At 34.0% G+C, this 26,843-nt stretch carries 27 protein-coding genes and 1 pseudogene; 20 read left to right on the top strand and 8 right to left on the bottom strand.

The genetic code is table 11. The features are described from left to right. The first annotated feature begins 578 nt into the window (after positions 1-578). Positions 579-1,349: a putative protein N(5)-glutamine methyltransferase gene (locus CN946_RS19700; RefSeq protein WP_286133989.1), complete on the top strand. Its 771-nt coding sequence runs from the start codon at positions 579-581 to the stop codon at positions 1,347-1,349. 66 nt (positions 1,350-1,415) lie between these two features. Here the strand turns inward: CN946_RS19700 and CN946_RS19695 are convergent, their stop codons facing one another. From CN946_RS19695 to CN946_RS19685, 3 genes are all read right to left on the bottom strand, one after another. Further along, on the bottom strand, positions 1,416-1,550 hold the full coding sequence (locus CN946_RS19695; RefSeq protein WP_098862646.1) for a small, acid-soluble spore protein L: 135 nt from the start codon (positions 1,548-1,550) through the stop codon (positions 1,416-1,418). A 68-nt stretch (positions 1,551-1,618) separates the two neighbouring features. Then, entirely contained in the window at positions 1,619-2,284 is a 666-nt protein-coding gene (locus CN946_RS19690; RefSeq protein ID WP_098862645.1) for a YczE/YyaS/YitT family protein, read from the bottom strand. Beyond that, positions 2,281-2,718, bottom strand: a complete 438-nt coding sequence (locus tag CN946_RS19685; protein WP_098862648.1) for a GNAT family N-acetyltransferase — start codon at positions 2,716-2,718, stop codon at positions 2,281-2,283. Before CN946_RS19685 ends, CN946_RS19690 begins: the two co-directional genes overlap by 4 nt. 124 nt (positions 2,719-2,842) lie before the next feature. On the opposite strand from CN946_RS19685, the gene CN946_RS19680 reads away from it, so the two are divergent. The 3 genes from CN946_RS19680 to CN946_RS19670 all read left to right on the top strand — a co-directional run bounded on the left by CN946_RS19680 (position 2,843) and on the right by CN946_RS19670 (position 4,252). Beyond that, positions 2,843-3,295 carry a MarR family winged helix-turn-helix transcriptional regulator gene (locus tag CN946_RS19680; protein WP_098862644.1) on the top strand — a complete coding sequence of 151 codons (453 nt, stop codon included), beginning with the start codon at positions 2,843-2,845 and terminating at the stop codon, positions 3,293-3,295. A 27-nt stretch (positions 3,296-3,322) separates the two neighbouring features. Further along, on the top strand, positions 3,323-3,841 hold the full coding sequence (gene paiA / locus CN946_RS19675) for a spermidine/spermine N(1)-acetyltransferase (RefSeq protein WP_098862643.1): 519 nt from the start codon (positions 3,323-3,325) through the stop codon (positions 3,839-3,841). A gap of 108 nt (positions 3,842-3,949) precedes the next feature. Further along, positions 3,950-4,252, top strand: a complete 303-nt coding sequence (locus CN946_RS19670; RefSeq protein WP_098862642.1) for a transposase — start codon at positions 3,950-3,952, stop codon at positions 4,250-4,252. A gap of 71 nt (positions 4,253-4,323) precedes the next feature. Here the strand turns inward: CN946_RS19670 and CN946_RS19665 are convergent, their stop codons facing one another. After that, complete coding sequence (locus CN946_RS19665) at positions 4,324-6,564, bottom strand: MMPL family transporter (protein ID WP_098862641.1); 2,241 nt, start codon at positions 6,562-6,564, stop codon at positions 4,324-4,326. 118 nt (positions 6,565-6,682) lie between these two features. Between CN946_RS19665 and CN946_RS19660 the strand changes: the two genes are divergently transcribed. Further along, a complete protein-coding gene (locus CN946_RS19660; RefSeq protein ID WP_098862640.1) occupies positions 6,683-7,306 on the top strand; it encodes a TetR/AcrR family transcriptional regulator in 624 nt (207 codons plus the stop codon). A gap of 346 nt (positions 7,307-7,652) precedes the next feature. Continuing rightward, entirely contained in the window at positions 7,653-8,192 is a 540-nt protein-coding gene (locus CN946_RS19655; protein WP_098862639.1) for a DUF2179 domain-containing protein, read from the top strand. Between the two features lie 122 nt (positions 8,193-8,314). Here the strand turns inward: CN946_RS19655 and CN946_RS19650 are convergent, their stop codons facing one another. Next, a complete protein-coding gene (locus tag CN946_RS19650; RefSeq protein ID WP_098862638.1) occupies positions 8,315-9,355 on the bottom strand; it encodes a YeiH family protein in 1,041 nt (346 codons plus the stop codon). A 401-nt stretch (positions 9,356-9,756) separates the two neighbouring features. On the opposite strand from CN946_RS19650, the gene CN946_RS19645 reads away from it, so the two are divergent. From CN946_RS19645 to CN946_RS19625, 5 genes are all read left to right on the top strand, one after another. Then, positions 9,757-11,265, top strand: a complete 1,509-nt coding sequence (locus CN946_RS19645) for a long-chain-fatty-acid--CoA ligase (protein ID WP_098862637.1) — start codon at positions 9,757-9,759, stop codon at positions 11,263-11,265. Between the two features lie 33 nt (positions 11,266-11,298). Beyond that, the gene (locus CN946_RS19640) at positions 11,299-12,354 is read left to right on the top strand and encodes a TauD/TfdA family dioxygenase (RefSeq protein WP_098862636.1); all 1,056 of its coding nucleotides are present in this window, start codon (positions 11,299-11,301) and stop codon (positions 12,352-12,354) included. An 87-nt stretch (positions 12,355-12,441) separates the two neighbouring features. Next, complete coding sequence (locus CN946_RS19635; RefSeq protein WP_098862635.1) at positions 12,442-13,731, top strand: MFS transporter; 1,290 nt, start codon at positions 12,442-12,444, stop codon at positions 13,729-13,731. A 99-nt stretch (positions 13,732-13,830) separates the two neighbouring features. Further along, complete coding sequence (locus tag CN946_RS19630; protein ID WP_098862634.1) at positions 13,831-14,829, top strand: TauD/TfdA family dioxygenase; 999 nt, start codon at positions 13,831-13,833, stop codon at positions 14,827-14,829. A gap of 148 nt (positions 14,830-14,977) precedes the next feature. Further along, on the top strand, positions 14,978-15,928 hold the full coding sequence (locus CN946_RS19625) for an alpha/beta hydrolase (protein ID WP_098862633.1): 951 nt from the start codon (positions 14,978-14,980) through the stop codon (positions 15,926-15,928). Between the two features lie 117 nt (positions 15,929-16,045). Here CN946_RS19625 and CN946_RS19620 read toward each other — a convergent pair whose 3' ends face one another. Then, entirely contained in the window at positions 16,046-16,819 is a 774-nt protein-coding gene (locus CN946_RS19620) for an SDR family NAD(P)-dependent oxidoreductase (protein WP_098862632.1), read from the bottom strand. Positions 16,820-17,292: 473 nt separating this feature from the next. Between CN946_RS19620 and CN946_RS19615 the strand changes: the two genes are divergently transcribed. Both CN946_RS19615 and CN946_RS19610 read left to right on the top strand, forming a co-directional pair. Continuing rightward, positions 17,293-18,582: an MFS transporter gene (locus CN946_RS19615; RefSeq protein WP_098862631.1), complete on the top strand. Its 1,290-nt coding sequence runs from the start codon at positions 17,293-17,295 to the stop codon at positions 18,580-18,582. A gap of 30 nt (positions 18,583-18,612) precedes the next feature. Further along, positions 18,613-18,792, top strand: coding sequence for a hypothetical protein (locus CN946_RS19610; RefSeq protein WP_098862630.1), 180 nt, complete (start codon positions 18,613-18,615; stop codon positions 18,790-18,792). Between the two features lie 74 nt (positions 18,793-18,866). Here the strand turns inward: CN946_RS19610 and CN946_RS19605 are convergent, their stop codons facing one another. Then, on the bottom strand, positions 18,867-19,772 hold the full coding sequence (locus CN946_RS19605) for a LysR family transcriptional regulator (RefSeq protein WP_098862629.1): 906 nt from the start codon (positions 19,770-19,772) through the stop codon (positions 18,867-18,869). A 145-nt stretch (positions 19,773-19,917) separates the two neighbouring features. Here CN946_RS19605 and CN946_RS19600 point away from each other — a divergent pair, with 145 nt between their 5' ends. The 4 genes from CN946_RS19600 (at position 19,918) to CN946_RS19585 (ending at position 23,592) form a co-directional block, all read left to right on the top strand. After that, entirely contained in the window at positions 19,918-20,706 is a 789-nt protein-coding gene (locus tag CN946_RS19600; RefSeq protein WP_098862628.1) for an SDR family NAD(P)-dependent oxidoreductase, read from the top strand. Between the two features lie 192 nt (positions 20,707-20,898). Then, entirely contained in the window at positions 20,899-21,375 is a 477-nt protein-coding gene (locus CN946_RS19595) for a 2,4'-dihydroxyacetophenone dioxygenase family protein (protein WP_098862627.1), read from the top strand. Positions 21,376-21,589: 214 nt separating this feature from the next. Further along, positions 21,590-22,372, top strand: coding sequence for an SDR family NAD(P)-dependent oxidoreductase (locus CN946_RS19590; RefSeq protein ID WP_098862626.1), 783 nt, complete (start codon positions 21,590-21,592; stop codon positions 22,370-22,372). Between the two features lie 44 nt (positions 22,373-22,416). Then, complete coding sequence (locus CN946_RS19585; protein ID WP_098862625.1) at positions 22,417-23,592, top strand: thiolase family protein; 1,176 nt, start codon at positions 22,417-22,419, stop codon at positions 23,590-23,592. A 93-nt stretch (positions 23,593-23,685) separates the two neighbouring features. Here CN946_RS19585 and CN946_RS19580 read toward each other — a convergent pair whose 3' ends face one another. Continuing rightward, a complete protein-coding gene (locus tag CN946_RS19580) occupies positions 23,686-24,453 on the bottom strand; it encodes a TSUP family transporter (RefSeq protein WP_098862624.1) in 768 nt (255 codons plus the stop codon). A 233-nt stretch (positions 24,454-24,686) separates the two neighbouring features. Here CN946_RS19580 and CN946_RS19575 point away from each other — a divergent pair. The 3 genes and pseudogenes from CN946_RS19575 to CN946_RS19565 form a co-directional block, all read left to right on the top strand. Further along, positions 24,687-24,812: pseudogene (locus tag CN946_RS19575) on the top strand (transposase); the annotation flags it as partial. A gap of 9 nt (positions 24,813-24,821) precedes the next feature. Continuing rightward, entirely contained in the window at positions 24,822-25,955 is a 1,134-nt protein-coding gene (gene tnpB, locus CN946_RS19570) for an IS200/IS605 family element RNA-guided endonuclease TnpB (protein ID WP_098862623.1), read from the top strand. Positions 25,956-26,333: 378 nt separating this feature from the next. Beyond that, positions 26,334-26,663, top strand: a complete 330-nt coding sequence (locus CN946_RS19565; protein WP_098862622.1) for a hypothetical protein — start codon at positions 26,334-26,336, stop codon at positions 26,661-26,663. The last annotated feature ends 180 nt before the right edge of the window (positions 26,664-26,843 follow it).

Raw genomic sequence — 26,843 nt, 5'->3', positions numbered from 1 at the left:
CACAATAATAGTGGCTTGACCGACAAAATGATTTTTTGATAAATAATAAACTAAAATTGATCATTTATAAAAAGACTTAACCGTTGTTATATGTTTTTTTACAGTAAAACAACGGTTAAGTTTTTTTTGTTTACGCGTAATGCTGAAAGAGTTCGATTTATGACTTCAATTGTTCCAATCATTACCTTCACCTTTATTTTTATTCTTACTATTTTTACATAAAAGAAAAGATAATAGTCTTATTAATTATTAAACGTAGAATATATAAATCCTAAAATAATAGTTGAAAAATGACAATGCATCTGCCATATCACTTAATGGAAATCTACTGAACGATAACCGATGTTTAAAGGTGTTATCTGTTTAAATATTAAATAACTCTATAAAGTTTGTGGATAAACCTGAAATATATCAATAGAAGGTTATTTTGTTTTTTTTGTTTATTTATATATGTACACATTAAAGACATTTAAATTGAAGAAGGTATTTTTTTACATTTAACGAACTCCCAATTATAAACATTATAAGATTGGGTGATATATATATTAAAGCAAAATGAAACTTATTGTAGTGACCAAATTAAGAATAGTATAATCAAGCAACTCCGGAATGCTGGTTGCGTTTTTGCAGAAGAAGAGGCTCAGCTTCTTATTTCTGGAGCTGATACTTTGGAAGAACTTTTAACAATGGTAAATCTTCGAGTAACTGGTTCACCGTTAGAATATATCCTAGGTTGGGCGGAGTTTTATGGCAATAGGATTGCAGTAGTCCCAGGTGTCTTCGTTCCTCGCCGTCGGACAGAGTTTCTTGCTCAAAATGCGATTGACTTATCTGTATCTGGTGTCAAAGTGGTTGATCTTTGTTGTGGTTCTGGTGCAGTAGGTGTAGCGATTTCCAAGGCAGTAGGGTTGGTTTCGTTATATGCGGTCGATATTGATCCTACTGCAGTCCAGTGTGCCAAGTGTAATGTTTCTAAACTAGGTGGTCTTGTATATGAAGGCGATCTTTATCATCCACTGCCACCTCAATTACTTGGGAATGTTGATATTATAGTGGCGAACGCACCATATGTTCCAACTGAGGCAATAAAGTCACTCCCTCAGGAGGCACGGCTGTATGAGCCAAAAGTAGCACTTGATGGTGGTAAGGATGGAAATGATATCCATCGAAAAGTGGCAGAAAATGCGTCTCTCTGGTTAGCTTCAGGCGGGCATTTATTAATAGAGACGAGTAAAATTCAGGCTCCTCAAACAGTTGAAATTTTTAATCACTATGGATTAATAGCCAGGTTAATACACAATAATGAATTGGACGCCACAGTCGTAATTGGTACAAAACCCCCACTATAGAATTAATTAAAAAACAACCAGTGTAGCCCTGTTATGGGTTACCCTGGTTGTTTTTAGTAGCAAAGTTTATTTTTTGTTCGACTTTTTTGCTAAATTCTGTAGTTCACTTTGAGGCTCAGTTGAAAATTCAACGTCTTTTCCGTATCCTTGTGGATTAACACTTGGAGCTTTTTGTCCTTTTCCAGATGATTTTTTACTCATGTGCTTCACCTCCAAGGATAGTGTTTCCGAAGACAGTAGATTTATGAGTAAAAGTAATCTAGTACATTCTATATAGAAAGATTTTTCTCTTTTTCAATGTTAGAAGATGTACTATGTTGAGATAATATGCGGTCTAAAAACTTTTTTGTAAGTGGCATAAAGTAATTAAGTATTAACCCACCAAAACAAACGGTTAGTATCGTCCCAATGCCGATTGGTCCATTTGAAATTAATGCAGCTATTAAGAAAATGAGATAAATGATTGTTTTAGAAAAAAAGATATTTGTTCTAGTTAATTGCTGTAGAATTAATGTTAATCGGTCCACTGGAATTGGTGCAAAGTTTGTGTGTAAATAGGTTGCTGTTCCGAGTCCTGAAATAACTAATCCGAAACTATAACAAGCTGTTTTGCTATACCAAATTTCAGGTGTTACTAAATTGTGTAATAAATAAAGCCACATATCAATACCGATACCCGTAATAAAGGCAGTTACTAATCCTAAAAATTCTGGTCTTTGTCTTTTTAAAAAAGAATTTATACATATTAGTAGTAAAGCAATCATTATTTCCCAACTTCCTACAGTCAACCCCACATTTTTGGATAACCCAACTAAAAGCGCATCAAAAGGTGAAGTTCCAAGGTTAGATTGTATATTGATTGAAATACCTAAGGTTAATATTAAAATTCCTAATACGTAAAAAACATATTTCGTTTTAATTAATCGCATTATCATTTAGTTAGTTCTTTTAGCATTAGAATATGAGGGATACCGTCTTCTATAAAGACTTCAGAGGAAGTTCGATAACCAAGTTTTTTGTAAAAACCTTCTGCATGTGTTTGGCCATGCAATTTTACTTGCGAAGCTCCTTGTTCTTCTGCAATTTCTTCTAAAGCTTTAATAATGTTTTTGCCAAGACCAAATTTTCGGAAAGACTCCAGGATACAGATTCTTTCCAATTTACCTACTCCATCAACAAACCTAATTCTTCCTGTTCCGACTGGTTGTTCATTGTAATGCACTAATATGTGTTCGCAATCTCCATTTAATTTGTCGTATTGGTCAAATTCATCTTCTAGAGGTACACCTTGTTCTTTCACAAATATATCTTTCCTTATTTCAAATGCTATTTTTAGCTCTTCTTCATTCATTATTTTTTTTGTATTCATCATTTTTATCAGTCCCTTTTAATTAAATTTTTTTGTTTTGTTGCAAATGCAACAAAAATAAGTTAAATTCAATATATACCATTTTTATTGCATTTACAACAAAATTAATACTAAGGAGTTAATTATGAAGGAAATTCTTCGGGAAATAGGAATGATCGCAAGGGCTCTAGATTCGATTAGTAATATTGAATTTAAAGAGCATGACCTTACAAAAGGGCAGTATTTATATTTAGTGCGAATAGCTGAGAATCCAGGAATCATTCAAGAAAAATTGGCTGAGATGATAAAAGTAGATCGAACTACAGCAGCGCGTGCTATAAAAAAACTTGAAATGAATGGATTTATTGAAAAGAAAGAGGACAAAGAGAACAAAAAAATAAAAAAACTCTTTGCAACAGAAAAAGGGGAAAATGTTTATCCATTTATAAAAAGAGAAAACGATTATTCTAATATCGTTGCACTAGAAGGATTGTCCGAAATAGAAGTTAAAACCATTTTTAATCTTCTTCAAAAGGTAAGAAAAAATGTAGAAAAAGACTGGGAATATGTAAAAAAAGGAAACAAGAGAAATTATTGATTAGATAAGAGGAGAGACGATTAATATATGACGATCAATATAACAAAGTGTAGTCCTAAGGATTCTCACAATCTTCAACAAATCGGTTATGAAACGTTTAATGAGACATTTAAGCATCAAAATACACTAGAAAATATGAATGCTTATTTAGAAAGAGCGTTTAATTTAAATCAAATAGAAGAAGAATTGTTAAATGAGTCTTCGCAATTCTTTTTCATTCATTTTAATCAAACCGTCGCTGGCTATTTAAAGATCAATATAGATGATGCCCAATCTGAAGAAATGGGTGATGAATCACTTGAAATCGAGAGGATTTATATCAAGAAGGAATTTCAAAAACACGGACTTGGTAAAATTCTGTTTAATAAAGCCATAGAAATTGCGGAGGGACTTAATAAAAAGAAAATTTGGCTAGGCGTATGGGAAAAAAACGAAAATGCGATCGCATTTTATAAAAAAATGAGGTTTGTTCACAATGGGTCACACTCATTTTATATGGGTGATGAAGAACAAATAGACTTTATCATGACTAAAACACTTGGGTAATTTGTATATTTGTCCACATTAAAAAGAGCGGTCAATTTGGATAGTTAATATAAATTGGTAAAGAATAAAATTAACTTAATTCAATAAAAAATGGAGTAAGTAAACCACTTGAAAACTTTAATATTTTGTTCAATTATTTTTTTTCCTATTATTATGAATGGATTGGCTAGATTTAATCGAATGTTTAATACAATCTTTAATTTGATCGCAATCATTTCTTATGTAGTTTTTGGGGGAATTTCAGCAATATCAATTTATGAGATTATAAAACATGATGTTGTTTTTATGACCAATATTCATGCTGTATTTCTTAATATTTATTTTTTAATTGCTGGCTCTTACTTAGGTATATACGGCCTATATCAATTGATTAATCTGATGATGAAACAACTTAATCAAACTAATAAGTAATGTACAAAGATTGTTCCAATAAAAAAACATCACAAACGCATCATTTCATGCATTGTGATGTTTTTTTATCGTTATTTTTCTATTTGCATTTCTAGTTTTGAATCATACTCTTTTTTCGAAAGTTCACCTGGCCAATATGCAAATCTACCTAATACTGTAGTAATTGCTGGAACTAAAAGTGGACGAACGATGAAAGTATCAATTAATACTCCAATACAAGTAACAATTCCAAATTGAACTAATACTTGAATAGGTAGTGTTGCTAATACTAGGAATGTACCGGCCAAGATTAATCCAGCAGATGAAATAACAGCCCCGGTTTTTGCGACTCCATTTGATACTGCTTCACGATGAGTTTGTTTCTTCTTATTTTTCCAGATTTCGGAAACCATGAATATATTGTAATCTTCACCTAATGCTACTAAAAATACAAAGGAATATAATGGAATCGAACCTTGTATCGCGCTAGCCCCAAATCCGTAGTGAAGAATTAGCCAGCCAGCACCTAATGCTGAAAGATAAGATAATATGACGGTTAGAATTAAGTAAATCATCGCTGTAAAGGAACGTAAATAAGTTAACAGTAATAATGCAATTAATCCTATCATTACCGGAATGATCACGGATTCATCACGTTCAGTTATATTTTTTGTATCTAAATTCGTTACTGTTTCTCCACCAATCCAGTAATGTTTATCTACTTTTTGTATATCATATTCGTTCAATAGTTTCTTAATTTTCTTTTCTAGTTGAGGTATTCTCTCTAATCCTTTAATAGAATATGGATTATCGACTAAAGAAATTTCATATAATTGTAAGTTTTTATTATTTTTACCTGTAATAGGTTCAGACACATCTTTTACGAATGAAAGTGATTCTAATTCTTTTTTTACAGGGATATTTTTATTTTCTGTATCAATAATAACTTTAACAGGTGCTAATAAACCTGATGAATAATGGTCAGATATTAAATCAAACCCTTCTCTTGAAGGCATATCTTTAGGAAATGATTGAAGTAAATCGTATGTGTATTGTACTCGTGGTACAAATAGAGCTAGCCCTCCTAAAAAAATGATAGAGACTAGAATAATTGTCCAAGGTTTATGAGTAACTAGTTTTCCTATTTTTTGATTAAATGTTACTTTGATTTTTGATTTTTTAATTGGTTTTCCTTTTTTCTTAGCTCTTAATGCTTCCATTTCCTCTGTTCTTGGGATAAAAGGAAAAAATGAAATTCTACCAAAAATAGAAAGAAGGGCAGGTAGGATTGTGATCGCAGCAATACCCATAATGAGGACTGCCAAACTAAATGGAACTGCGAAACGATGGAAAGCACCATATTGAGCTAATAAGAGTGTACCTAATCCAATAACGACCGTTAAAGCACTCATCGAGATGGCTCCACTAGATTCTCTGATCGCGAGCTGAAGTGCTTTATATTTGTTTTCTTCCAAAAGTAAATATTCACGATATCTGGATATTAAAAATAAACAATAATCAGTACCTGCACCAAATAATAAAACTGTCATAATCGAAACGGCTTGAGAATCCACCGTTATAATACCTTTATCACCTAAAAAACCTAATAATGGATTTACGATTCCATATGCGAAACCAACGACTATTAACGGGACAATCGCCATAATTGGCGAACGATATAGTAGGATTAAGAAAACTAATACAAGTGATACAGTTGATAATAAAAGTTTAACATCAGCTTGTGAAAATAAACTTACAGCGTCTGTTTGAATACCAACCGGGCCAGAAAAGCGGACTTTTAGACCAGATTCCGTTAATTTTCTTTTTACTGGGTCATCACCAGTATTCTTTTTAATTTGTTTTTCTAATAAGTTGATATTTTTTTGTAGTACTTTATCATCTGCTTTTTTGTCAAAAAGAACGGCTGTAATGATTGTTGAACCATCCTCTGAAGAACTTCGTTTAATTGCCTGGATTGGCATTAAATCATATGACGGTGATGTTAATTGATTTTTTAATGGATTATTTCGAAGTTCTTTATAAACAGTTTGAATGACTTTGTAATCGTCCTCATTTAGTCCGTCTTTACGGTTCCAAACAATTAATAAAGGATTTCCAGAATCAGTTGGAAATTCTTTTTTTATTAGTTGATCAGCTTTTTGAGACATGGATTGCTTAGGTAAGTTATCTGCAGTATTGTTTTCTACTTCGTTTACAGATGGAAAAGTAAATGATAATACAACCGTTAATAAGACCCACACCAACAATGTTATCCATCTTGTACGTTTACTACCTACAAATTTGCCCCAAGAATGAAAGGGGTGCTGTTTCATATGGAATTCACCTCACGTAAAATTTATTAACTTAATTATATATACTAGTCAGTTAATTATTCAAGAACTTTTATTATGTTATAATGAATTGGAATTAAAAGGTTAGGAGAGAAGCAAATTGGAACAAATTAAACGGCCTCTTGGAAGACCACCGCAGGATTCAAAAAAAAAGCCTACAAAAACAACAATCGTTGAAAATGCAATCCAATTGTTCCTTCAAAACGGATATCAATTAGTTTCAATGGATGACGTAGCTAAGAAGTGTGGTGTGACCAAAGCAACGGTTTATTATTATTATCCAACAAAAGCAGATCTCTTTACGGATGCAATGGTTCGAATGATGCTTCGAATAAGTGATCGAATTGCTGTGATTTTATCTACAGAAAAATCGTTAAAAGAAAATCTCAACGAAATGGTTAAAGTCCATTTAAGAGCAACTTTTGAAATTGATTTAAAAGCTTTTACGAAAGAAGCGAAAGTCTCTTTATCAGATGAGCAATTACAACAGATGAATAAAGCGGAAGAAATGATGTATAATGTGATCGAAAAAGCAATCGCAACGGCAATAGAGAATGGAGAAATACCTAAAGGTAATCCAAAATTCTATACCCAATTGTTCTTTGCAATTTTATCGGTTGGAAATTATAGGGATACAGATCAAAATTCAATTTTCTCTAAAATAGATGAAATGGCTGAACAGATCATAGACTTCTTTTGGAATGGAATAATGGGCAATAAATAAAAGAAGATTTACTTTTTGAGTAGATCTTCTTTTTTGCGTGTTAAATAAAACATATTCAAAATTGATATTTTAGAATAGTAGGATCGGTTTATTTTTACAGTAATCTTATAATGTCCTAAAAGATTAGCAGGAATTTAACTGAACAAGTTGAATTAAGTACTACAACTGGTAAATAATACAAAAAAAATCACTTTGTTTACGCATCAGTTCAACTTAATTATTAAAATAATTTTCTACTAGGCTTTCACTTTGATTCCTTAAAAAAAGTTTAAAAGCAAGGCTTAGGATGAAACGAATAACATACCTAAATCTGCTGTCCAAAAATTTAAACTTTGAGGTGTCAACATTGAAGGATATTTTACTTATTCTATTATTGCAATTGATTTATGTACCTGTCTTGACATTAAGAACAATATTTCTTGTAAAAGGGTTGAGTGTATCAGCTGCGCTTTTTGGTTTTTTGGAAGCTATTATTTATGTATTTGGATTGTCGCTTGTTTTTTCTGGAGACCAAAGTACATTATCAATGATTGTTTATGCAGTCGGATTTGGAATTGGTATTCTAATTGGAAGTTACGTAGAAAATCGATTAGCGATCGGATATACGACTTTAGTAGTTAATTTAACGAACAAAAATAAACTGCTAATTAACCGACTTCGTGAGGAAGGGTTTGGAGTGACAGTATTTCAAGGAGAAGGAAGAGATAGCGAGCGTTATCATTTGGATATATTAACGAAACGTAGTAGAGAACCTGAACTTATGGATTTAATTGCCCAATATGAACCGAATGCCTTTATCATTTCATATGAAGCGAGAAGGTTTAAGGGCGGATTTTTATTAAATTCAATGAAGAAAGCAAAACATAAGAAATCGAATGTATTATAGACTCTTTATATAAAAAATAAAAAATCAGAGAAACTGGAATAAAGTTTCTCTGATTTTTTTATTAATTTAACTTTATCTTCCTTGGCATTGACTTAAGTCCAATCACATCAAAAAGGTTCGAGTTATAGACTAAAAAATGTTACGAAAGATAAGAGAATAGATGTAATGACGATTGCAATGAGCGGTCGTATTGATTTTGTACGTAATTCTTTTAAGTTAATATTTAATCCTAAACCAGTCATAGACATTGTTAAAATAAATGATGTAAAAACAGCAACGTCTGACATAGTTTTATTTGATACCGGAATTTTTTGACCAAGGATGTAGCTTCCAATAAAACTCATAATAACAAAGCCGATTAAGAACCATGGGAACTCCAGTTTAGCTTCTCCGTTTAATTTTCCTTTACGTTTCATCCAAAATAAAAAGATAAAACAAACCGGAATCAATAAAAATACACGGGCAAGTTTGGCTAGCAATGCGTGAGCAAGCGCATCCTGACCTGCAGGTGCAGCTGCTAGAGCTACATGAGCAATCTCATGAAGGCTTATTCCGACCCATGCTCCATATTCAGTTGGGCTAATTGGTAATAAAGGATAGATTAAAGTATAAATGATGGAAAAAATTGTGCCGACTAATGCGATGATCCCAACGGCCATCGCTGTGTCATCATCTTTTGCTTTAATAATAGGTGATATGGCTGCAATTGCAGCAGCTCCACAAATGCCAGTGCCGATACTTAATAATAGAGACAGATTAAGATCTGCTTTAAGCCATTTTGCAATAGCCATAAGAACGACAATCGAAAATATGATAGTTCCCATTCCTCTTAGTAATAAAGGCAAACCATCACTAAAAATGACAACCATGTTTAGTTTTAATCCGTACAGTATGATGGCAAATCTTAAAAGTCTTTTTGAAGAAAATTGAATTCCTGTACGCAATTTTTCAGGATAACCAAAAAATTGTCTATACACTAAAGCAAGTAAAATGGCACATGCAAGTGGTCCAACATGATTGAAACCTGGTAACTTTGCCATCAGAAAACCTAAAACAGCAATGATGAATGTAAAAGCCACTCCAAAGATCATTGAAACATTTAACTGTTTAGTAGGCTTTTTTTGTTGCTCTGGTTTTGAATTAATTATTACTTTTTGTTCCATCGTATTCATCTCCTAAAGGGCGTTCTATATTATTTATCGTATCGAATCATTTATCATAAGGAAAATAAATTATTATTATAGTTATAATAAGTAAATACGATAGTGAGAAAAAGAAGCTATAAACTAACTAAAATAAACAGAGCCTTTTTAAGTATGGGCTTTGTTTTTTATTTTTAACTAGTTGAATGGCGTGAAAGTAACTCTCATAAAGTGTGTTTTATTGGGTGCTTATTCTATTGAACAATGACCTTAATATTAATTAAACTTACATACAAATTAAAATCTTTAATTTTATTTCATTTTTATTTATGAGTATACTTAGTGTAGTAATATTTTAAATATTCAAAATACTCAATTTATAAAACACTTCCAAGTGGTTGAAAGGGGGAAAATTCAATTTAATGAGCTTATACGAAAACTTAAAAATAAGCGCTATTAATTTTCCGGAGTGTATCGCTTATATCTATGGTGATCAGAGTGCTACCTATAGGAAATTAAATCAGCAGGTAAATCAATTTGCTGCAGGATTGTCTGCGCAAGGAATCGGCAAAGGACATGGAGTTGCCCTTTTATTAGGAAATAGTCCGGAATTTCTCATTGCATACTATGGAACTTTGCTACTAGGTGCATTTGTTGTTCCAATTAATCCTTTGTTTACCCAAGATGAAATCAGCTACATATTGGAAAATAGTCAAGCAAAAGCAGTTATTGCTCATGAATCTGTAGAACCAATTTTATCAGAAGTAAAGAAACAGTTAGTTAATCTAAATTTAGTTATTTATACAGGAGCAAAGAAACAGGAATTGACATGGGAATACCTTTTGAAATCGAGTGCAAATATAAGTGGAATTCCATTCGTTGATCAAGAAGATCTAGCAGTTATTCTGTACACTTCGGGTACTACAGGTAAACCAAAGGGTGCCATGTTAACACATCGAAATTTGGCATCGAATGCAGATTCTATTTCAAAATTGCTTGAACTGGATGAATACGATCGAGTAGTTGCTGTACTGCCAATGTTTCATGTTTTCTGTATAACAGTTTGTTTGAACGCACCGATTGCTTGTGGCTCAACAGTTTTAATTCAGCCTAAATTCAGTCCTGTCGATGTAGTCAGTACCATTCAAAAAAGAAATGCCACTGTATTTGCAGGAGTACCTACGATGTACAATTTTATCAATCAATTACCTGAAGCTTCGTCAGAGCATTTCAACTCCATCCGTATATGTATTTCAGGTGGTGCTTCGATTCCTGTAGAGCTTCTGCAAAATTTTGAAAATAAGTTCAATGTACCTATATTAGAGGGATATGGACTTTCGGAAACAGCGCCACTTGTTGCAATTAATCCGTTAAAAGGAATTCGGAAATCAGGTTCAATCGGTAGAAATATTCCAGCTGTTCAAAGCAAAGTAGTAGATAAATTTGGAGAAGAATTGCCAAGAGGTGAGGTTGGGGAATTAGTTGTTCAAGGACCAAATGTAATGAAGGGATATTTAGGGATGCAGGAAGCTACATTGGCCGCTTTTAAAAACGGGTGGTTTTACACCGGTGATCTCGCAACAATGGACGAAGATGGATATATCTACATTGTGGACCGAAAGAAGGACATGATTATTGTTGGAGGTTACAATGTTTATCCTCGTGAAGTGGAAGAAGTACTATATCAACATCCCGCAGTTGTAGAGGCAGCAGTAGTGGGCGTACCTAATAAAGAATACGGGGAAAGTGTAAAAGCATACGTCGTAGTTAAAGATGAACGGTTTACAGAGAACGATATTATTCAATTTTGTAAAGATAAGCTAGTTAAATACAAGCTTCCTAAATATGTAGAATTTTTTAAAGAGCTACCAAAGAATTCAACTGGAAAGATTTTGCGTAGAGAGTTAAGAGAATTGACTGAAGTAAAGTAAACAAATAAATCATTCATAAAGGGAGGATTCATTATGTCAACAATTTTAAAGGAAAAGGTTAAAGGGCCAGTAGCTTGGAAAGGTACAGACCTAGCAAAAGATAAATCTTGGATTTATTACTTATCTGAGGAAACAATTGTTGAGCTTGAAAACGCACTAGCCCATGTTAAACAAAAGGGTTTAAAAGCACCAAACTTTAACAAAGAAGACTTCCAAGTGCCAAATCTTTTAAATGAAATTGATTACTTTGTTGAAGAACTTGAGAATGGAAGAGGATTTCTATTAATTCGAGGTTTACCAATTGAAAGATATACAGATGAAGAAGCAAGCATCATTTATTGGGGTCTTGGCCTTCATATGGGTACTCCTGTATCGCAAAATGCTAATGGTGAACTTTTAGGGCACGTTAGAGATCAAGGTCTTAGTTTAGAAAGTTCAAACGTTCGCGGTTACCAAACGAAATTGCATCTTCCTTTTCACGCTGATGGTTCTGATGTAGTAGGTTTGTTAAGTCTACGAAAAGGGAAATCAGGGGGGGAGAGTAGCATTATAAGCTCGATGGCAGTTTACAATGAGATTCTAGAGAAGAACCCTGAATATTTAGGAATACTTTGTCGTCCTTTTAACTTTGATCGCCGTGGAGAAGAAGGGCCAGGAGAATCGCCAATTTTTACATCACCAATTTTTAGTTACTATGATGGAAAACTAAGTTGCCGATATGTTCGTTTATTTATCGAGTCAGCACAAGCGAAAACGGGGATCCAGTTATCAAAAGTTGAAATTGAAGCATTAGATTTACTGGACTCTCTTCTTCATGATGAAAATTTACATTTCAATATGATGCTGGAGCCAGGCGATATGCAGTTTGTAAATAATTACACGGTTCTTCATTCACGAACTCAATACGAAGATTATGAAGAACTAGTTCAAAAACGCCATTTATTAAGATTATGGCTCACGATGCCAAATGGCCGTGAAATTTCTCCGGATTTCGCAATGTTTTTTGACGAAAATACTGGAAAACCGGGTCGTGGCGGTGTACCTGCACGCAATAAAACAGCGGGCGGTATTGTTGAAACTTTAAAGTAATTTTACTTCAGTAAGAATGAGTGTGAGCACCTTTTCCTTTTTGGGAAAAGGTGTTCCTTAAATAGTGAAAAGTGAGGATATACTTGTATGTCAAAAACTCCAAAGTACGCTTGGGTAATCTTATTATTTCTAGTTCTTACTGGTATGATCAACCAAGTCGATAAAATAATCATTGGTTTGGTTTCTGTTCCTTTAATGAAAGAATTACATTTAAGTCCAACAAAATGGGGAGTTGTAGGAAGTTCATTTTTTTGGTTTTTTACATTTTCTTCAATGATACTTGGAGGAATGGCTGATTCGAAAAATACGAAAAAAATGTTGACATGGCTATCATTGGTTTGGCTAATTGTTCAGTTTGCAACTCCTTTTGCTTCTAGCCTAACTTTGCTTTTGATAACAAGAATGATTTTAGGATTAGGTGAAGGTCCAGCTCCTGCTCTTTCTACAGCAATCATGGGAAAATGGTTCCCAAAACATAGGCATGGTATAGGTTTTGGTGCGGTTCTTTTAGGAACGACCGGGGGTTCGGCTATTGCTTCTCCATTATTGATATCATTAATCGATAAACATGGATGGAAATCAGCATTTTTAGTGATGGGTGCTCTTGGACTGATCGTATTAGTTTTATGGTTAATTTTCGGTAAAGAAAGTCCAACCGAAATTGGCCTACCAGCCATTCTTCAAACGGAGCACAAGTCTAACCTGCCTAAAGTTTCAATGCGACAGTTTTTTCCGCATCTATTTTCTAAAAACTTTATATTAACCGTTTTGTGCGGTGGCTGTGCATATTGGTTATTATCCATTCAGGCAGTATGGTTCCCGTCTTACTTTACAAAAATTCAACAGTTTGACTCTCAGACTTTAAAACTAGCGGTATCCTTGCCTTTTCTTTTTGCAGCTTTTTGCCAAATTGGATTTTCTATGCTATCTGATCGACTTTACCGTAAAACAGGCAATATTCGTAAAGCCCGTATTAATCTTGCGGGTCTCATGATGATGTTATCTGCTATTTGTCTATATCTAGCGATTAGTGTGAATTCAGTTACGATGTCTATTGTTTTCTTTATACTCGCACCTGGTTTTGCGTATGTAATTCTTTCACTTGCTCCTGCTATATTGATGGAGTTCTTTTCTCCGGAGAACATTGGAAAAGCACAGGGAGCATTCATTGCTCTAGCAAGTATAGCTAGTATTATTGCTCCACTAGTCTTCGGATACTTTATCCAACATGCATTAACTGAAGCAATTGGTTATCATTACGCGTTTGGCTTTTCTTCATTAGGAATGCTGATTATAGGAATCGTATTTTGGCTTGGTGTACATCCCGCAAATCAAAGAAACGCAATAAATGAGTCAGGGGAGCAATTGAGTAGTTAAAGAACAATCTGCAAGTACTTAGAAATATGAGTTGAAAATAACATTTTTAACTATTTGGCTATTAAATTAGTAATCTTCAATTTCAAAGGAGGAGTTTTAATGTCAATCATTTTAAATGAAAAAATTCAAGGGAGATCTGCTTGGAAAGGTATTGATCTTGCTAAAGATGAATCATGGATTTATTTTTTAACCGACACAACAATTGCTGCACTTGAGAAGGCAGTATTAAATGTTCAACAAAGGGGGTTAAAAGCACCTGATTTTAAAAAGGAAGATTTTCCAATTCCTGATCTAGCTGACGAAATTAAGTACTTTGTTGAAGAACTAGAGAATGGAAGAGGTTTTCTTTTAATCCGTGGATTGCCAATGGATCGATATACGGATGAGGAAGCAAGTATCATTTACTGGGGGCTTGGACTTCATTTAGGACTGCCAATCATTCAAAGTAAAAATGGGGAACTCCTAGGTCAAATTAAAAATGTAGGCAAGGACTTTAACGATAATACAAAAGTACGAGGTTATCAAACGAATGTACATCTTGATTATCATACAGATCTTGCTGATGTGGTTGGATTACTATGTCTTCGTAAAGCAAAATCTGGAGGTTTAAGTAGTATCGCAAGTGCGATGTCTATTTATAATGAAATTCTGGAAAAACACCCAGAATATCTTGATATTCTCTATCGGTCATTTGCCCATGACCTTCGTGGAGAGGAAACGCCAGGTCAATCACCTGTCGTTCAATCACCAATCTTTAGCTATTTCGATGGTAAATTAAGCTGCAGATATATTCGCCAGTATGTCCAATCAGCACAAACGAAAACAGGTATCCTTTTGTCGGATGAGGAAATTGAAGCATTTGATTTTATTGATTCCCTTACGCATGATAAAAACTTCCATATCGATATGATGATGGAACCAGGTGACATGCAATTCGTTAATAATTATACTGTTTTCCATTCACGTACTCATTTTGAAGATTTTGAGGAAGAGGATAAAAAACGTCATTTATTAAGATTATGGCTTATGATGCCAAATGGTCGTAAAATTGCTCCAGGTTTTGAGTTTTATATTGGTGGGGCACCCATAAATAGCTAAAGAACAAGTGAAAATTTAGCTTATTAAGTAATTGGTGATTTTATTCAAGGAATAACATGAATAAGATCACCAATTTATCATTTAGTCTGACTAATTGTCTGGATAAAAGTTTAAGTAATGTAATTTAAATGAGAGAGGTTGATATTGTTTGGCAAAGTTAGATCCGCAAGCGGAGAAGTTTTTAATTGCATTAAAACAGATGCCACCTATTCATGAACTGGAACCCAAAATTGTAAGAGAAATGCTATCAAAGTCACCTCGTCCTCTTGTAAATTTAGCAGAATTATCAAAAGTAGAGGACTTTATGATTCCAGTAAGTAATAAAGAAGTAATTAATTGTCGAGTTTACATGCCAAAAGGTCAAGGTCCCTTCCAAATATTCATCTACTACCATGGTGGGGGATGGGTTCTTGGGGATATTGAATCAACGGATGCAAGCTGTCGCTTAATTGCTAATAGAACGAAGAGCATTGTTGTATCCGTAAACTATCGCCTTGCACCAGAATACAAGTTTCCGACAGCAGTGGAAGATGCATTTTCAGCTTTGGAGTGGGTTTATGAAAATGGTATTTCCTTTAATGGGGATGTCTCTAGATTGATCGTTGGTGGAGATAGTGTAGGTGGAAATCTCGCAACAGTCGTTACAATGATTGCAAGGGACAGAAAAGGTCCTAGCATTGCTGGACAAGTTTTAATCTACCCCCCAACAAATCTTGAGTTTAATACAGAATCACATCAAATGTTTGCAAAAGGATTTGGTTTAGATCGAGAACAGCTAATTTGGTTCCGAACGCATTATTTAAGAAATGAAGTGGATAAGAAAGATGAATACGCTTCTCCGTTAATAGCAAAAGACTTAAGTGGCCTTCCGAAAGCATTAATCATTACGGCAGAAAATGATGTACTACGAGATGAAGGAGCAGCCTATGCCAATCGGTTGAAAAAGTTTGGAGTACAAGTTGAATATGCGTGTGAACCTGGTATGATCCACGGTTTTTTTGCACATATGGCAATCTTTTCGAGCAATATTGAATCGACGGTTTCTAAGATCGATCAATTTTTACGATCAGAATGTGACAAACGCTTGCAATCAGTGTGAGAATCAATTTTTTGGAATTTGTACACACTTAAAGAGCCTCAAAAATTGTGAGGCTCTATTTCTTTGAACTATTAACTTATAAACTATGAAATCATATAACCATTTCAAATAAGTATATTAGAAATAAACGGTATTTCCGATCCCGCCAGTTACTGGTATTACTTCTCCAGTAATTGATGCTGATAAAGGAGATGCTAGGAAAGTAACAACGTAAGCAATCTCCTCTGGGGTAATCAAGCGACCGAGAGAATTTAGTGATTTAACTTGTTGAATTGCTTCCTCATTCGTTACTTTGTCTCTAAAAGTTTCGGTATCAACAATTCCAGGATATATTGCATTGACGTTTATTCCGTGCTTTCCTAATTCCATTGATGCAGATTTTGTTAAATGGACGACAGATGCGTTACGAGGACCAGAGCTAAAGTAATTGCCGCCAATCCTAGCAGCTAGTCCACTGATATTAATAATTCGTCCCCACTTGTTTTCAATCATATGTGGTGCAACGGCTCTAATGCTACGAAAATACCCCATATATTTTTCTTCAAAATCCTTTATAATAAGTTCTTCTTTTATACTATTAAAGTCCTCTGGCTCATGTCCCCCAACACGGGCTCCACTATTAATTAATATATCTATGCTCCCCATTACTGCTGCTGATTTTTCTACAAGATTTAAGATGGAGTCTGGATCGGTAGTGTCAGCTATAATTGGATAAATATTTCGATTTGTTTCGTGTGCCAGTTCCTCTGCTGCAATCTTTAGCGTGGATTCATTTCTTGAACAAATCGTACAATCTACACCTTCAAGAGCTAGCTGGCGGGCAACAGCTTTACCAATCCCTCGACTACCTCCAACAATAAGTGCTTTTTTTCCTTGTAATTTTAAGTCCATTGTTCAGCCTCCAGTTCAATTCAATAGTACTACGAAAAATTGAATGATTTAGTATTTACTCATATCTATCTTAATTGTACCTATAAATAATAATTATATAAAATTAAAGATTTTAATTTGTAATTTAGTTGTGCTAATATATCGTGGTGTTTAGTTTCCTTTGATATAATGGTACGTATTTCATATATTAGTAATATTTACATGTAAGTTAAAATGTTTAATTTTATTTAACTGAAAATTATGAATATAATAAATATAAAGAATATTGTAATGTGATTAAAGTTTTGAAATGAATCTATGTAAATAAAGGGGGGAAGGGCATCCTTGTCATTTGGTAGAGAAGGTGATCGAACAATTTTGTAAGCGCTTTACCAGAATGGGAGAATTGTTAATTTGTTATAAATGTTTAAGTTAGAAAACAGGTTGCTTTTTAGAGATGTTCAATAATTAGAAGGAAAGAAAGGGAGATTTTTTTGAACACACCAAAATACTCTTGGATTATTTTATTAATTCTAGTTGCTTCTGGCATGGTCAATCAAGTTGATAAAATCATCATAGGTTTAGTTTCGGTTCCGTTAATGAAAGAATTACATTTAAGTCCATCGCAATGGGGATTAGTTGGAAGCTCGTTTTTCTGGTTCTTTACAATCTCTTCTTTCATTCTTGGTGGCATGGCTGATTCTAAAAACACGAAGAAGATGTTTACTTGGATTATGTTAATATGGTTAATCGTTCAATTTACAACACCTTTTGTATCTAGTTTATCTCTATTAATGTTTTCAAGAATGCTATTAGGAGCAGGGGAAGGACCGGCTATTTCTATTTCAACTTCAATAATTGGAAAATGGTTTCCTAAACATAGACATGGTATTGGTTTTGGGGCAGTGCTCTTTGGAGCTACAATCGGACCTGCAATTGCTTCTCCACTATTAATCTCATTAATTAATCAATATAGTTGGAGAGCTGCTTTTGTAGCGATGGGAGCAGTCGGATGTATTGTTCTACTTTTATGGATGATTTTTGGAAAAGAGAGCCCAAAAGATATTGGGATCCCTACATATGAGCAAGAGGATAAAAACACAGTGATACCAAATAAGGTTTCATGGAAGCAGTTTTTTCCTCATATTTTTTCTAAGAATTTTATTTTCACCGCTGTTTGCGCAGGCTGTGCATATTGGTTATTGTCTGTCCAAGCGGTTTGGTTTCCGGCATACTTTTCGAAAGTTCAACATTTTGATGGTAAAACATTAAAAATGGCAGTATCTTTACCTTTTCTCTTTGCAGCTATTTGCCAAATTGCATTTGCCCTAGTTTCAGACCGCATTTACCGCAAAACAAAGGATATTCGTAAAGCAAGAATAAATCTTGCAGGAATTTCAATGATGTCATCCGCTATTTGTTTATATATTGGAAGTGTCGCAAATTCAAGTGCAATTTCCATCTTATTCTTCATCCTTGCACCTGGTTTTGCAATTGTCATTCTTTCACTAGCACCAGCAATGTTAATGGAGTTCTTTTCACCTAAAAACATTGGGAAAGCTCAAGGAACATATGTTGCTATATCAAGTTCAACGAGTATTATTGCTCCTGTTATATTTGGTAATTTTATTGAAAAGGCAGGAAGTGAGTCTTTAGGATATGGATACGGATTTTTAGTGACGTCTTTAGTCATGTTTGTTTTCGGATTAATATTTTGGATCGCCGTGCGTCCTGCTAAGCAAGCAAGCACTACAATCAAGGTAGAGGAACAAGTCATTATATAAAAAGTATGTACTAATCGAGGAGGAAAGACCATGTGTAAAAATAGAAAAGTCTTTGATGGAATCGATTGCTGTGTAGAATGTAATGAAGAATTATCTATTATGGAGAGAAATCGTAGTAACTGCTGGAGTTGCCAAGATAAAATAACTGAAACTTACGCTGATGACCATATCGATCTGGAAAAAGAAGTTAAAACTAAAGCAAAATATTAGTTCAGGATAACTAATAGTTTCGAATAAAAGGAGAAGCTTTCGCGTCCACTTTGAACGCAGTTGCTTCTCTTTTTTTAGCTATTCATAATTTCCGACTTTAGAAAATGAATATATTTGTTAGCATATGTAGATAAGTGTTTATCTTCTGATCGAACTAATCCTAAAGAAATGTTAACAGTACTATGGTTCACTAAATCGATTGGAATAATATCACCATTAATAACTGATGGATAATTTTGCATGACAAAATCAGGGGCAAATGTAATTGCCAGGTTTTCATTGACGGCTTGGAGAAGACCGGCCATATTATTTGTTGTAAATAGGATTTTCAAAGGTTTATATTTGTTAAAAAAATCTTGGATAAAATATTGCATTAATTCGCCTTTATATATGACGAGCGTTTGATCGAAAATGTCTTCTGGAGTAACAGAACCAAGAATGGCTAAAGGAGAATGCTTTGAAACGTATACTTTTTGCTTTCCATCAAGGAGTGCTTCAAAAGCGATCCCTTCCATATTTACCCCTAAATCATTTGAATATGTAATTAGGCCAAAATCAGTCTTATGCTGTCTAACATCATCAATCACTGATGTACCACTTTTTTCAGTAATCTCAAGATTTACATGAGGATAATCATGACTGAAAATAGAGATTGCTTTAACAAGAAATGTCATTAAACCAGGTAAAGAAGATATATTAAGCTCACCCACCTCGGTAGAGTTAAATAAGTTAGCTGTCTCCTTTATTTCCTCAAGTTTCTTTTGAACCTCATAGGCAAGTTTTAAAATGGCTCTTCCTTCATCAGTTGGAACCGCGCCATGTCCACGTGAACGTTTAAATACTTTCATTTCTAGCTCTTTTTCTAAGTTTGTTATGGACTGGCTAATTGTTGATTGTGTAACATGTAAATTTTGTGCAGCCACTGACAAGGAACTGTATTTTGCGACTTCAACAATATAGATTAATTGCTCAATATTCATGGTTGTCCCCTTTTTTTGAATATTAATGATACTAACTTACACATTAAAATCTTTAATTTTTTTTCATTATAATTTATATGTATAATCAATATCAATAAGATTTTAAAAAAATTAGAATATTCTTAATTTTAGGAGGAAGAGAAGAATGTCAATAGCACAATTATTTGAATTAACGGGAAAGACAGCGATCGTAACAGGAGGCGGAAGTGGGTTAGGTCGTGTAATGGCAATAGCATTAGCAGAAGCGGGGGCAAATGTGGTAGTTTGTTCTAGACGTTTAGAAGTTTGCGAGGAAGTCGTGAAAGAAATAGAGGTATTAGGCAGACGAGCGTTAGCGATATCATTAGATGTAACTAGTCCCGAATCAATTGAAAAAGGATTGGAAAAAGCTATTTCCAAATTTGGAACCATCGAAATTTTAGTAAATAGTAGTGGAACTGTTTATGAAACGCCAGCTGTAGAAATGCCTTTAGAACAATGGCAATCCATGCTTAACACGAATGTTACAGGAACTTTTTTAATGTGTCAGGCAGTCGGCAAACATATGATTAATAACGAATATGGAAAAATTATCAATATTTCTTCTAGTATAGGCTTTAAAGGTGTTGACCCTGAAGCTGTAGATTCTGTTGGATATACAACAAGTAAGGGAGCCGTAATGACTTTAACGAAGGACTTAGCAGTTAAGTGGGGGCGCCACGGCGTTAATGTAAACTCAATTGCTCCAGGAGTTTTCACTACAGGAATGAATAACCCAGAAATACCTGGAACACTTGTACATAAAGCAGGTCCATTCATTGCTACTCAAGTTCCACTTAGAAGATTAGGTAGTGATCACGATTTAGTAGGTGCGACCCTATATTTTGCTTCAGCTGCATCTGACTATTGTACAGGACAAATATTAGTACTTGATGGAGGCCTGGGTGCTAAGTAAATTTTATCAATATAACCTAGTAATGTAGATTAGCCAAACTTAAATGCAAGTTAGAAATACTAATTTTACTTTACAGAAAATTATAAATATACTGATAATAATAAATTCGAAGTAGTTTTAAGTTGTCATACTAATGTAAGGGACTACGATAGACGAATTTTAAAAAAACATTAGTTGGAAGAGGGGATTTAAGTGAGTAATGTAAAGGATGTAAAAGAAGTAGTAGTTCACCATGCTGGAAATATTAATGTAGATGAGTTGCCTTGGATTCCTTATTTTGGAGATTCAAAGTTTAAATTACTGAAAGCAAACCCTGTAACAGGGCAAACTCTTACATTATTATATGTACCTGCGAAAATGCAGCTACCTGCACATTTCCATCCTGGAACAGTTATTGTATATACTGTTCAAGGAACGTGGAGATATCTAGAAGAGTCTTGGATTTCTAAACCAGGTGACGTTGTTTATGAGCCTGCTGGATCGAAACATACACCTACAGCAGTAGGTGACGATGATGTTATTACCTTTAATATTGTAGAAGGAACATTGGATTATATCGGTGAGAATGGTGAAATTCTTGCTAGAGATAATTGGGAAACATTTTTAAATAGATACTATGAATATTGTGCAGCTGAAGGTATCGAACCTGTTGATGTGACTAAATTTTAATAAATAGTGTATGAAAAGAGAATCTAAAAACGTCCAGTGACGAAAGGGTTCTCTTTTTTTATGAATAATAATCTTAAGATTTTTGTATATAAGCAAGGCTTACTTGTAAGTTAAATTCTTTAATTTTATTTAACTATTACTTATGAGTATAATTAAATATAAGTTAGTATTTTTAAAATTTAGAATATTTAAAAACGAGGAGGTTCATCTAAATATGCCAGCTGAAACAGTTTTAATTACAGGCGCTACAAAAGGTATTGGATTGGAATTTGCAAAGATTTTCGCAGGTCATCGCTATAATTTAGTTTTAGTTGCTAGAGATGAGGTGATGTTGGAGAATCAAGCTGGTTTTTTTAAAAAGGAATACGGAATAGAGGTTCATACTTTTGTCGGTGATCTAAGTAATCATGAAACTGTAGAGAGCTTGTATACATACCTAAAAAGGGAAGGAACCAATATTGATATATTGATTAATAACGCTGGAGCGGGCGGATTAGGGTTAATGACAGAATTAGATATTAAGAAAGAAATAGAATGTTTGCAACTGAATATGATTTCCTTAACTTATTTAACTAGACTTATAGCGGATGAAATGATTAAGCGAAATCACGGTAAAATTTTAAATGTTGCTTCAACAGCAGCTTTTCAACCAACTCCAAGGATGTCGATGTATGGGGCAAGTAAATCATATGTTTTATCTTTTACTGAAGCGATAGCCGAAGAACTAAAAGGTACCGGGGTTCAAGTTAGTGTATTATGTCCTCCGTCAACAAAGACACCACTTACTGAGGGACTTGCTTCAACAGGAACAAAAATTTTCATTAAAAATTTAATGGATCCTAAAGCAGTTGCCAAGTGTGGTTACGAAGGCTTAATGAAAAATAAAACTGTGATCATTCCAGGCTTTAAAAATAAACTGATGGCAAAATCTGTTGGAATACTGCCAAGGAAGTGGGTAACTACTTATACCCGAAAGATGATCGAGGAAAAAGTGTAAGTACCATATTTGAGATTAAGATATAACGAAGAGAGGGATCGTGAATGCAGAATGTATATTTAGTTGAAGCGCTCAGAACTCCAATTGGGTGTTTCGGAGGTTCATTAAAAGATGTAGGTGCTGTACAGCTTGCATCAACAGTTATTAAGGAGGTATGGCAACGATCTGGTCTATCTGCTGATTGTATTGATGAAGTAGTATTAGGTAATGTTCTAAAGTCAGGGCTTAAAGGAAATCCAGCAAGACAAGCCGCAATTAATGCAGGCTTACCGGTTTCTATACCTGCCATTACAATTGATAAACAATGTGCATCTGGACTGCGAGCAATTACATTAGCTTATCATCAAATACTAGCTGGAGATTCGAATGTTGTAATTGCTGGAGGCACGGAAAGTATGAGTAATGTCCCGCATTTAGTAATGAATGCAAGATGGGGACAAAAAATGGGAGATTTAAGGACGGTAGATGCAATTTTTCATGACGGGCTTCACTGTGCAATAGAAGGTTACCATATGGGGGTTACAGCTGAAAATTTAGTTGAAGACTATCGTATATCGCGCGAGGAGCAAGACATTTTTGCTTTAGAAAGTCAGCAAAAAGCGTTTAGAGCTAGGGAACAGGGCAAATTTGAAAAAGAAATTGTTCCAATTACGATTAAAACTAAACAAGGTCCCATTTTATTTAAAGAAGATGAGAACATAAAAAATACTAGTCTAGAGAAACTACAAACTCTTAAAGCAGCTTTTAAAGAGAATGGAACAGTGACAGCTGGAAATGCTTCATCATTAAATGATGGTGCAGCTGCTGTTATTGTTGCATCTGAACAAGCAGTGAGAGAATATGGCTTAAAACCCCTTGCCAAAATTCGTTCGGTAGCAAGCGCTGCTGTTGCTCCTTCGATTATGGGAATTGGTCCAGTTCCAGCAACACAAATAGCACTGCAACGAGCAAATCTAACGATACAGGATATAGAATTGGCAGAGATCAATGAAGCATTCGCTGCACAAGTACTAGCAGTAAATAAAGAATTAAATATATCAGAAGAAATTATTAATGTAAATGGAGGAGCTATTGCATTAGGACATCCAATCGGTTGTTCAGGTACAAGAATTGTAGTTACTTTATTACATGAATTAATACGTCAAAAGAAACAAATTGGTTTAGCAACTTTATGTGTAGGTGGCGGGCAAGGAGTTTCAATTATCATAGAAGCTGTATAATCTAACTAAAAAGAAAATGGTAAGCAAATTCTACAATAATTTGCTTACCATTTTTTACAACGATCTAATCCGGTTTGAGCGTTAAGGATTATCTTAATGAAGATAATCAAAAGTATTTTTTGCTAATAAGATAAAGGTTACTGTAATAAAAAGGATTCGAACGTAGCCACTGCCTTTTTTAATAGCGAATTTTGAACCACAAATTGCCCCTGCTATTTGTGCAAGTCCCATAGCGAACCCATAGGCATAATGAATTTGTCCCAAGTACATAAACATTAATAATGCAGCTATATTACTACCAAAATTTAAAAACTTTGCGTTGCCTGCAGCTTTTAAGAAATCAAACCCCATCATTAAAAAAGCAAATATTAGGAATGAACCAGTTCCAGGACCAATGAATCCATCATAGAAACCAATACCAAAAATTAAATGCATAAACAGAATAATACGAGTAACTGAGAGATTTTTATTAGTAGTAGTATCTCCCCAATCTTTCTTAAAAATAGTATATATTGCAACTGCTGCAAGCATAACGAGCATAAGAGGCTTAAGAACTGTAGGGTCAATTAAATGTACCGTCCAAGCCCCCAAAATGGAACCAATAAAGGTGAGTGGGAATAACTTATAGACAGATTTCAAATCAAGCTTTCCAGAACGATAGAACATGATTGTGCTCGTTAAAGAGCCGATTGACCCAGCTAATTTGTTCGTTGCGACGGCAGCAGCTGGAGATAGACCAGTAAATAATAATACTGGTAAAGTAATTAGCCCACCGCCTCCAACTACAGTATCAATAAATGCAGCTAAAAATCCAAATACAATTAAAGTTAATAATAACGACGGATCAATATGAAATATCATCAAATCTACCTTTCTTTTATTATTATTCGACAGAAGACTCCTTCCTCAATTTCGTGAAGGTGTGATAACACCAGTAATAGGTGGGAGATGAATGTCGGTTAGGCGTGCGTAAGCTTAAAGGCTTTTTTGTTGTCTGCTTCATAACTCAATGATATGCTCAGTCTTAAGTAAAAGAAAGGCTGATATTAAAGTGAAATTAGAAAGCAATAATCATATCATGATCAAACGTGCCTTTCCACCAAATTAGAAAAAAGCTATGGGAAGAAATGTTTTGGTCAAGAAGTTTTTGCTTACTAACTACTGGTGGTTCTCCCATCAATGTAGTTAAGAAAAAGATTAAAAATCAAGGAATGATTTAGGTGAAAACAATGCTAGTCAATAAAGCATATAAATTCCGTATCTATCCAACTAAAGAACAGGCAACACTAATCGCCAAAACGATTGGATGTAGTCGTTTTGTATTCAATCACTTTTTAGGACAATGGAACGACACATACAAAGAAACTGGCAAAGGATTAACGTACAATTCTTGTTCTGCTGAATTAACAAAGTTGAAAAAAGAATTAGTATGGCTCAAAGAAGTTGACAGTATTGCTCTTCAATCCTCACTGAAAAACCTCGCAGATTCGTATTCACGATTCTTCAAAAAGCAGAATAACGCACCACGCTTTAAGTCTAAAAAGAATCGAGTTCAATCCTATACAACAAAAGAAACAAACGGGAACATTGCCGTTGTCGGAAACAAAATGAAACTACCTAAACTTGGTCTTGTTCGCTTTGCTAAAAGTCGCGAAGTACATGGTCGTGTTTTGAATGCGACCGTTAGACGAACTCCGAGTGGTAAATACTTTGTATCCATTCTTGTAGAAGTAGACGTACTACCACTGGTGAAAGCTGAATCATCGATTGGTATCGACATAGGCATCACTGATTTTGCCATTTTTTCTGACGGAAGCAAGATTGATAACAATAAATTTACTGCCAAAATGGAAAAGAAACTAAAACGTGAACAACGAAAACTTTCAAGACGTGCGTTACATGCTAAAAAGAATGGGATTAACCTTCTTGATGCAAAAAACTATCAGAAACAAAAACGAAAAGTCGCTAGATTACACGAAAGAGTATTGAATCAGCGTGACGATTTCCTTAACAAGTTGAGTACAGAAATCATCAAAAACCACGATCTAATCTGTATTGAAACCTTGAATACAAAAGGAATGCTACGTAATCGTAAATTAGCCAAATCGATCTCTGATGTATCATGGTCTGCTTTTGTAACGAAATTAGAATACAAAGCTACGTGGTACGGTAAAACAATCATGAAAGTGAGTAATTGGTTTCCATCCAGTCAAATATGTTCCGATTGTGGGCACCAAGATGGCAAGAAACCTCTTGAAATAAGGGAATGGACCTGCCCTTTTTGCCATGAACATCACGATCGAGACATAAATGCCAGTAAAAATATTCTAGCTGAAGGTTTACGAACATTAGCTTTGGCATAATTAATCATAGAACCGTAGGAATCTACGGGGTTAGCTTGGCAAATAAGAGAAACCTCTGCTGGCAAAGAAATACACTAGCAAGTATGCTCAGTTCCCAAGAATCTCCCACTTCAAACAACCTGTAAGGGTGTTAAGTGGTGAGTAGTTCAATTACTAATTTGATAGTAGTTAAAATAGGAAACAAAGTAAATCATTAATTTAGTAATATAAGAATTATTTTTATTATTACAAAATAAAAAGTAGTAACATTTTTTCCGTCTAAGGTAACTAAAATAATTACTGAAATTAATAGATGAGATTTTAATTTCATCTTGTACCACTTTTTAAAATTTCGCATATATTGATATGTGGATAATTTAATGATGAGGTGTGTATGGATTGAATTTCGAACAAAAAATTACTACTACAGAAATAGGACAAGCCAAAGAAAAATACTTTGAAAAAAACGTCAATCGTTTAATGAAAGAGATTGTTACTAAGATCGAAATGAAGATGGCACTTGAAGAGCTAAAAGTTAAACGTATTATCCGATTTGATGGTCTAGAAAATGATGAAGTTATTATACAAGTACAAAATGATTTAACGAAAATATTAGAGGATTCAATTAAAGAAATACAACTAAAAATGAGTGAAATTGAGATTTATTTTAATTCATTAGAAGAAATAAAAGGAAATTCAATAAAAAAGGAAAACGATTATAATAAGTAAAAATAGAGTGAGAAACACTAGGTTTCTTCACTCTATTTTTTTGCCTTTGTTTGAGTTAGATTCATCTCGAGAAATTGCTTATTTATTGTTAATGTTGATATTAATAGTAATTTTTTTATCGCAATGAGAAGGTCCTGCCCCATGGAAAGCGAGTATCCTGTAATGGAAATCAACATCACT

The organism is Bacillus sp. AFS053548 (genome assembly GCF_002575105.1).
Taxonomy (GTDB): Bacteria; Bacillota; Bacilli; order Bacillales; family Bacillaceae_G; genus Gottfriedia.
This window is presented reverse-complemented; position numbering and strand designations above follow the sequence as displayed.

Bases quoted from the DNA above. Each gene is read 5' to 3' on its own strand.
- CN946_RS19645 (WP_098862637.1), top strand. From the start codon at position 9,757: ATGAGCTTATACGAAAACTTAAAAATAAGCGCTATTAATTTTCCGGAG.
- CN946_RS19640 (WP_098862636.1), top strand. From the start codon at position 11,299: ATGTCAACAATTTTAAAGGAAAAGGTTAAAGGGCCAGTAGCTTGGAAA.
- CN946_RS19580 (WP_098862624.1), bottom strand. From the start codon at position 24,453: ATGATATTTCATATTGATCCGTCGTTATTATTAACTTTAATTGTATTT.
- CN946_RS19630 (WP_098862634.1), top strand. From the start codon at position 13,831: ATGTCAATCATTTTAAATGAAAAAATTCAAGGGAGATCTGCTTGGAAA.
- CN946_RS19695 (WP_098862646.1), bottom strand. From the start codon at position 1,550: ATGAGTAAAAAATCATCTGGAAAAGGACAAAAAGCTCCAAGTGTTAAT.
- CN946_RS19680 (WP_098862644.1), top strand. From the start codon at position 2,843: ATGAAGGAAATTCTTCGGGAAATAGGAATGATCGCAAGGGCTCTAGAT.
- CN946_RS19685 (WP_098862648.1), bottom strand. From the start codon at position 2,718: ATGAATACAAAAAAAATAATGAATGAAGAAGAGCTAAAAATAGCATTT.
- CN946_RS19635 (WP_098862635.1), top strand. From the start codon at position 12,442: ATGTCAAAAACTCCAAAGTACGCTTGGGTAATCTTATTATTTCTAGTT.
- CN946_RS19600 (WP_098862628.1), top strand. From the start codon at position 19,918: ATGTCAATAGCACAATTATTTGAATTAACGGGAAAGACAGCGATCGTA.
- tnpB (WP_098862623.1), top strand. From the start codon at position 24,822: ATGCTAGTCAATAAAGCATATAAATTCCGTATCTATCCAACTAAAGAA.
- CN946_RS19590 (WP_098862626.1), top strand. From the start codon at position 21,590: ATGCCAGCTGAAACAGTTTTAATTACAGGCGCTACAAAAGGTATTGGA.
- CN946_RS19620 (WP_098862632.1), bottom strand. From the start codon at position 16,819: ATGGACTTAAAATTACAAGGAAAAAAAGCACTTATTGTTGGAGGTAGT.
- CN946_RS19690 (WP_098862645.1), bottom strand. From the start codon at position 2,284: ATGATAATGCGATTAATTAAAACGAAATATGTTTTTTACGTATTAGGA.
- CN946_RS19665 (WP_098862641.1), bottom strand. From the start codon at position 6,564: ATGAAACAGCACCCCTTTCATTCTTGGGGCAAATTTGTAGGTAGTAAA.
- CN946_RS19610 (WP_098862630.1), top strand. From the start codon at position 18,613: ATGTGTAAAAATAGAAAAGTCTTTGATGGAATCGATTGCTGTGTAGAA.
- CN946_RS19605 (WP_098862629.1), bottom strand. From the start codon at position 19,772: ATGAATATTGAGCAATTAATCTATATTGTTGAAGTCGCAAAATACAGT.
- CN946_RS19585 (WP_098862625.1), top strand. From the start codon at position 22,417: ATGCAGAATGTATATTTAGTTGAAGCGCTCAGAACTCCAATTGGGTGT.
- paiA (WP_098862643.1), top strand. From the start codon at position 3,323: ATGACGATCAATATAACAAAGTGTAGTCCTAAGGATTCTCACAATCTT.
- CN946_RS19650 (WP_098862638.1), bottom strand. From the start codon at position 9,355: ATGGAACAAAAAGTAATAATTAATTCAAAACCAGAGCAACAAAAAAAG.